The sequence below is a fragment of the Streptomonospora mangrovi genome (assembly GCF_027604915.1).
Taxonomy (GTDB): Bacteria; Actinomycetota; Actinomycetes; order Streptosporangiales; family Streptosporangiaceae; genus Streptomonospora; species Streptomonospora mangrovi.
The window spans coordinates 1-6,902 of the sequence record NZ_JAJAQC010000059.1 but is presented as its reverse complement, the minus strand read 5'-3'; the positions used below and the strand labels follow the sequence as shown (position 1 = coordinate 6,902).

Sequence of the window (6,902 nt, the reverse complement as noted above, 5' to 3'; positions counted from 1 at the left end):
TCGGCGGCGCACCGCGCGTGTTGCCCTCCACGCCACCGCCGCGCCCCGCGGGGCGGGCGCCGCCGCGAACCGCCGCGCGGTGCGCGACCCAGCACGACGCACACGCCCAACGCTTACGAAAGAGACACACATGGCCATCGAGGTCCGCATCCCCACCATCCTGCGCAACCTGACCGGCGACGCCAAGGCCGTCGAAGGCGAGGGCGCCACGCTCGGCGAGCTGATCACCGACCTCGACAAGCGCCACCCGGGCCTTCAGGACCGGCTGATCCAGGACGGCAAGCTGCGCCGGTTCATCAACGTCTACCTCAACGACGAGGACGTCCGCTTCCTCGCCGGCCTGGAGACCCCCGTCTCCGACGGCGACACCGTCACCGTCCTGCCGGCCGTCGCCGGCGGCACGCGCTAGCGCCATGCGATTCGACTCCCTGCTGGACTCCCTGGGCCGCACCCCGCTGGTGGGGCTGCCGCGCCTGTCCCCGTCGCCCGAGGTCCGGCTGTGGGCCAAGCTGGAGGACCGCAACCCCACCGGCTCGGTCAAGGACCGCGTGGCGTTCTACATGGTGGAGCAGGCCGAGAAGGACGGCCTGCTCACGCCGGGCTGCACCATCCTGGAGCCCACCTCCGGCAACACCGGCATCTCCCTGGCCATGGTCGCCAAGACCCGCGGCTACCGCATGGTGTGCGTGATGCCCGAGAACACCTCGGCCGAGCGCAAGCAGTTGCTGGAGATGTGGGGCGCCCAGATCCACTTCTCCCCGGCCGAGGGCGGCTCCAACGAGGCCGTGCGGGTGGCCAAGCGCATGGCCGCCGAGCACCCCGACTGGGTCATGCTCTACCAGTACGGCAACCCCGCCAACGCCCGCGCCCACTACGAGACCACCGGCCCCGAGCTGCTGGCCGACCTGCCCGACATCACGCACTTCGTGGCCGGGCTGGGCACCACCGGCACGCTGATGGGGGTGGGCCGCTACCTGCGCGAGCAGCGTCCCGACGTCAGGATCGTGGCCGCCGAGCCCCGCTACGGCGAACTCGTCTACGGGCTGCGCAACCTCGACGAGGGGTTCGTGCCGGAGCTGTACGACGAGTCGGTGCTGACCACCCGGTTCTCCGTGCCCGCCGACGCCGCGCTGCGCCGCACCCGCCAACTGCTGGAGAGCGAGGGCATCTTCGCCGGAATCTCCACCGGCGGCGCGCTGCACGCGGCCCTGGGCATGGCCGACAAGGCGGTGCGCGCCGGCGAGCGCGCCGACATCGCGTTCGTGATCGCCGACGCCGGATGGAAGTACCTGTCCACCGGCGCCTACGAGGGCACCCTCGAAGAGGCCGAGGACCGCCTCGACGGCCAGCTCTGGGCCTAGTCGACGCGTCGGACGCACCAGACGCGCCGGTGCGCCCGGTGCGCCGGGCGGCCCCGCCCACGCGGCCGGGCCGCCCGGCACACCCGCCGCCCGGGTCATGCCCCCACCACCCCGACACGCCGCCCGCGCCGGGCGCGCGGCAAGGCGGGGGCCGCCGCACCCGACTGGAATCCCGTTCGGTTCAATGGTCCCCATGACGCGCTTCGACACCGCGACCGCGGTCACCCCGACCGCCGAAGGACGCTACGCCGCCGACCTCGACCCCGGCTACCTCATCGGCAAGGCCATGAACGGCGGCTACCTGATGGCCGTCATGCAGCGCGCCGCGCTCGCCGCCTCCACCCACCCCCACGCGGTGTCGTCCTCGTTCCACTTCCTGCGCCCCGCCGGCCCCGGCCCTGCCGAGGTCCGGGCCACCGTGCTCAAGAGCGGGCGCACCGTCACCACCGTGCGGCTGGACCTGCGCCAGGGCGACACGCTCGCCGTCACCGGCACCGTCGCCACCGGCACCATGGACGGCGCCGCCCAGCCCGAGTACGCCGTGGCCCCGCCCGCCGTGCCGCCCCTCGCCGAGTGCCGCCGCTACGACCCCCGCATCGCCGCCCGCGCGGCGGCCGAGGGAGAGCCCACCGCCGAGCAGTACGCCCAGGCCACCAAGGACGTCGCCGACTTCACCGGCCGCGTCGCCCAGTACTACTCCGAGGACTCCTGGCGGCGGCTGCGCGGCGCCGACCCCGAGCCCGTCCCCGAACTGCTGGGCCACGTCCACCTCGCCGAGGACGACGGCGACCTCGTGCCCGCCGACCCCGCCCTGCTCCTGCCGCTGGCCGTGGACGCCCTGCCGCCGGTCGTCACCGTCTTCGGCACCTGGCGCTGGGCGCCCACGGTGGAGCTGACCTGGCACATGCGCGCCGTGCCCGCCCCCGGGCCGCTGGTGTTCCGCTCCCGCGCCGACGCCGTCAGCGACGGCTGGTTCGACGAAACCGTCGACCTGTGGGACGTCAAGGGCCGGCTCGTCGCCCAGAGCCGCCAGCTCGCGCGCGGCGGTCGGTAGCCCCCCGCGCGGGGGCCGCCGCGCCCCCGCGCCCGGAAACCGCCGGTACGACCCGGGACACCGTGCTTCGTTACCAAATGTGAACAGGTCACATGTGACTCACGACGCGGGAGACGCGAGTCACATTTGGTACCACCTGGCGGGTCATTGGGGTAGACCCGTAACACGGAGCACACGCGCTGGCCCACCGCCGGATACACCGGGGTCACGCGCGCGACTCCCCGGAGGCACCCCAGCGAGAAGGCAAAGCGACGTGCGACTCACCATCATCGGCTCCTCGGGCAGCTTTCCCGGCCCGGCCAGCCCCGCCTCCTGCTACCTGGTGGAGGTTGACGGGTTCCGGCTGCTGCTCGACCTGGGCAACGGCGCGCTCGGCGTCCTCCAGCGCCACGTCGACATCTACGGCATTGACGCCGTCTACCTCAGCCACCTGCACCCCGACCACTGCTCGGACCTGTGCTCCTACTGGGTGGCACGCACCTACTCCGAAGGCGGGCCCAAGCCCCGCATCCCCGTCTACGGCCCGCCCGGCGTCGCCCGGCGCATGGCCGACGCCTACGGGCTCGACCCCGAGCCCGGCATGACGGAGACCTTCGACTTCCGCGAACTGGCCCCCGGCAGCGTCGCCATCGGCCCGTTCACCGCCCGCCTGGACCGGGTCAACCACCCGGTCGAGGCGTTCGGCATCCGCCTGGAACACCGGGGCACCAGCCTCACCTACAGCGGCGACACCGGAGCCTGCGACGAACTCGTCGGCCTGGCCGCCGGCACGGACCTGTTCCTGTGCGAGGCGTCCTTCCACGACAACCGCGACAACCCCAAGGACATGCACCTCACCGGCAGCGAGGCCGGCGACCACGCCCGCCGCGCCGCCGCGCGGCGCCTGGTGCTCACCCACCTCGTGCCCTGGAACGACGTCGAGACCACGCTGGCCGAAGCCCGCGGCACCTTCGACGGACCCATCGACATCGCCCGCTCCGGCGCCGTGTTCGAGGTCGGCGGCGCCGCCCTCGAAACCGTCTAGCCGGATCCTTCAGCCACCTCAGCCCCGCTCGGTCCCGGCGGCGTCTCCGGCGCCGCCGCCGGCCGCGCCCTCGTCCGCCTGCACGGCGGGGTCGGACGGGCCGGCCGAGGGCGCGGGCGTGGGCGGGTGCTCGGCCACCAGGCCGTCGGCCGTGGCCGCCACCGCCGCCAGCAGGTCGGCCGCCTCCACGCGCGGGGTGTTGGTCGTGGTCGACACCAGCAGCCCCGGCAGGTGCAGCTTCACCCCCGAGAACATCTCACCGGTGTCCCACTCGGCGACCCCGCCCAGCGCGGCCACCTCGTCGGTGACGAAGAACGCCGGGTCGCGCTGCGCCTTCACCGGCACGTGGCCCGGGTAGGCCACCAGGCTCTGCTCGGGCGCGAAGGTCACCATGACCACCTCGCTGCCCTCGCTGGGGTCGAACCCCGCCCACGAGCACTCCAGCCGGGTGTCGGTGCGCACCTCGGTGAACTCCGGCTCGGCGAGCTGGGCGGTGACCCCCGCCATCTCCTCCTCGATCCCGGTGGCCGCGCACGAGACCGGCAGCGGCATCGGGTCCACCGCCAGCGCCTCGACGTCCTCCTCCACCGGGCTGGGCGTGCCCATCGCCTCGGTGACCGGCCGCCCGCCCACGTCGGCCCACCCCGGCGTGGGCGTGGCCTGCGGCGCGGAGGGCGACTCCGGGGAGTCGGCCGAACCGGGGTCGGACGCGCAACCGGCGGCGAGAGCGGCGACGGCGAGCGCGCTGAGCGCCCACCGCGCCCGCGGCACGTCTCTCGAAACGAGTCTCATCGCTTGGGGACCTCTACCAGCCGGGGGTGCACGGAACGTACGCGGTGATCGCCCGCGTCGGCATCCCCCATGTTGTCACCTTCCGGAAGGAATCCGGCGCGCGGCGGCAGGACCGTAAGCCAAGGGAGACCTGCGGCGCACCCGCCGGCCACGTCCCCGTCCACCGCCGCCGCCCGCCGCCGGACCCGGCCGCGAGGGCGCTGCCAGGGCGAAGGCCCCGGCGAGCGCGGCGCGGACCGGTGCCGACCCGCCGCAGGGGGCACCGAGCCGCGGCCCGCCGAACGTCGCGGCGGGTGAGGGCGGCCGACGCGCACCGATAGGCTCTGCGCATGGCTCGACCCGACGGACGCACTCCGAACCAACTCCGGCCCGTGACGATCACCCGCAACTGGCTGCGCCACGCGGAGGGATCGGCCCTCATCGAATTCGGCGACACCCGCGTGCTGTGCGCGGCGAGCGTCGAGGACGGCGTCCCCCGCTGGCGGCGCGGCACCGGCGAGGGCTGGGTCACCGCCGAGTACGCCATGCTGCCCCGCTCCACCGACACCCGCGGCGCCCGCGAGTCCGTCAAGGGCAAGATCGGCGGACGCACGCACGAGATCTCCCGCCTGGTCGGCCGCTCGCTGCGCGCGGTGGTGGACTTCAAGGCGATGGGCGAGCACACCATCACGCTCGACTGCGACGTCCTCCAGGCCGACGGCGGCACCCGCACGGCCGCCATCACCGGCGCCTACGTCGCGCTGGCCGACGCGATGAAGTACCTGCGCAAGCGCCGCAACCTGAAGAACAACCCGCTGACCGGCTCGGTGGCGGCGGTCAGCGTCGGCATCATCCAGGGCCAGCCGCGCCTGGACCTCAACTACCTGGAGGACTCGGTCGCCCAGACCGACATGAACGTGGTCGCCATGGGCGACGGCCGGTTCGTGGAGGTCCAGGGCACCGCCGAGGGCGCCCCCTTCGACCGCGCCGACCTCGACACCCTGCTCGACCTCGCCCTCGCCGGGTGCGCCGAGCTGACCGACCTCCAGAAGAAGGCCTTGGCCGGATGAGCGGAGCCCACGCGCGGGTGGTGCTGGCCACCCGCAACGCCAAGAAGGTGCCCGAGATGCAGGCGATCCTGACCGAGGCCGGCATCCCGGCCGAGGTGGTCGGGCTCACCGGGTTCCCCGACGCGCCGGAGGTCCCCGAGACCGAGCCGACGTTCGCGGGCAACGCCCTGCTCAAGGCGCGCGCCATCGCGCGGCACACCGGACTGCCGGCCGTGGCCGACGACTCGGGGCTGCGCGTGGACGAGCTGAACGGCATGCCCGGCGTGCTGTCGGCGCGCTGGTCGGGCAGCTTCGGCGACGCCGCGCCGGACAAGGACGCGGCCAACCTGCGGCTGGTCCTCGACCAGCTCGCCGACACCCCCGCCGAGCGGCGCGGCGCCGAGTTCGTCGCCGCGGCGGCCCTGGCCGTGCCGGCGCGAGCCGGGGACGCGGGCGGGCGCGACGCCGGGGAGGACGCGGCCGCGGAGGGGATCGCCCTGGAAGACGTGGTGGAGGGGGTCCTGCGGGGCCGCCTGCTGGACCACCCGCGCGGCGGCAACGGGTTCGGCTACGACCCGATCTTCGTTCCGGAGGGGGAGACCCGCACCACGGCGGAGATGACCGCCGCCGAGAAGAACGCCATCAGCCATCGCGGCATCGCGTTCCGCAAACTGGCGGAGCGCCTGCGCGAGGTCCTGTAGCGGCGGATGGGAGTGCGGCGGGCGGGAGTGCGGCGCACCGCTCCGGCCGGTGCGGCGCGTCCGGCGGGTACGCCGCGTCCTGCCGTGAGGCGGGTAGGGCGGGAAGTGAGGGTAGGGCCTGCGGCCCTGACCAGCGGACTTGCCAGGCGTGCGCGGCCGGGTTAAGGTGGAGGGCTGATGCGGACGGGAGTCCACCCGGCCGGTACCTTCGGGACCGCCACGGTGGCGCGCTTCCGCCCGTGTCACCCTCGAACGGAAAAACGGTTCGCGGCACCGTCCGCGGGCTTGTAACCTAAGAGAAGCACCGGCCGAGCCCCGAACATCCCCCCTGGGATGGGCGGTCGGCCGAGTCCCTCACAAAGTTCACGCGCGTCGACCGCCTCGCGGGCGCCGCGCGGCACTGGACGAGAGTCCCACCTGGACACGGTGGCCGGTTCACTCCGGCACCCTCGGGAGTGGGAACCACACTTCGACGGACGAACGGCCGTTTCGGTCCGCGTCGTCGGATAAAGTGCAGCAACGTGGTGGACGCATTCGCGTTGTCGGGAAGAACGAAAATCATCGATTTGGTGGTTTGCGGAACGCCTGATAATGTGAAGACACAACAAAGCGGAAACGCGGAGATTGATCCGCCCCTTGTGGGAAGAGCCTTTGCGGGCCTGCCGGAGAGCGGGTCCGGGGTTTGTACCCGGTGAGCGGTTGCTTCTTGAGAACTCAACAGCGCGTGTATGACATTCTTTGTGCCATGTTTGTTTTGGCCCCGTTGAACACCCTTCAGTGGGTGTTCGGGGTTCCTTTGATGGGTTCACCCTTCCGGGGTGGGCCGGTCAGGATTGAAGACCTTTAATGGAGAGTTTGATCCTGGCTCAGGACGAACGCTGGCGGCGTGCTTAACACATGCAAGTCGAGCGGTAAGGCCCTTCGGGGTACACGAGCGGCGAA

Annotated in this window: 7 protein-coding genes and 1 rRNA gene; 7 read left to right on the top strand and 1 reads right to left on the bottom strand. The window is 72.9% G+C overall.

Annotated elements, in window-relative coordinates; translation table 11 throughout:
• The first annotated feature begins 130 nt into the window (after positions 1-130).
• The 4 genes from LG943_RS24495 (at position 131) to LG943_RS24480 (ending at position 3,439) form a co-directional block, all read left to right on the top strand.
• On the top strand, positions 131-409 hold the full coding sequence (locus tag LG943_RS24495) for a ubiquitin-like small modifier protein 1 (protein ID WP_270074727.1): 279 nt from the start codon (positions 131-133) through the stop codon (positions 407-409).
• A 4-nt stretch (positions 410-413) separates the two neighbouring features.
• Positions 414-1,361: a PLP-dependent cysteine synthase family protein gene (locus LG943_RS24490; RefSeq protein ID WP_270074726.1), complete on the top strand. Its 948-nt coding sequence runs from the start codon at positions 414-416 to the stop codon at positions 1,359-1,361.
• A 193-nt stretch (positions 1,362-1,554) separates the two neighbouring features.
• Positions 1,555-2,415: a thioesterase family protein gene (locus LG943_RS24485; protein ID WP_270074725.1), complete on the top strand. Its 861-nt coding sequence runs from the start codon at positions 1,555-1,557 to the stop codon at positions 2,413-2,415.
• 253 nt (positions 2,416-2,668) lie between these two features.
• Positions 2,669-3,439 (top strand): MBL fold metallo-hydrolase, encoded by a 771-nt coding sequence (locus LG943_RS24480; RefSeq protein WP_270074724.1) that lies wholly within the window; start codon positions 2,669-2,671, stop codon positions 3,437-3,439.
• Positions 3,440-3,457: 18 nt separating this feature from the next.
• Here the strand turns inward: LG943_RS24480 and LG943_RS24475 are convergent, their stop codons facing one another.
• Positions 3,458-4,231: a hypothetical protein gene (locus LG943_RS24475; RefSeq protein WP_270074723.1), complete on the bottom strand. Its 774-nt coding sequence runs from the start codon at positions 4,229-4,231 to the stop codon at positions 3,458-3,460.
• Between the two features lie 371 nt (positions 4,232-4,602).
• Here LG943_RS24475 and rph point away from each other — a divergent pair, with 371 nt between their 5' ends.
• From rph to LG943_RS24460, 3 genes are all read left to right on the top strand, one after another.
• Positions 4,603-5,280 carry a ribonuclease PH gene (gene rph, locus LG943_RS24470; protein ID WP_408648646.1) on the top strand — a complete coding sequence of 226 codons (678 nt, stop codon included), beginning with the start codon at positions 4,603-4,605 and terminating at the stop codon, positions 5,278-5,280.
• On the top strand, positions 5,277-5,960 hold the full coding sequence (locus LG943_RS24465; protein ID WP_270074721.1) for a non-canonical purine NTP pyrophosphatase: 684 nt from the start codon (positions 5,277-5,279) through the stop codon (positions 5,958-5,960). The genes rph and LG943_RS24465 overlap by 4 nt, the downstream gene beginning before the upstream one ends.
• An 843-nt stretch (positions 5,961-6,803) precedes the next feature.
• Positions 6,804-6,902, top strand: a 16S ribosomal RNA gene (locus tag LG943_RS24460); the annotation flags it as partial.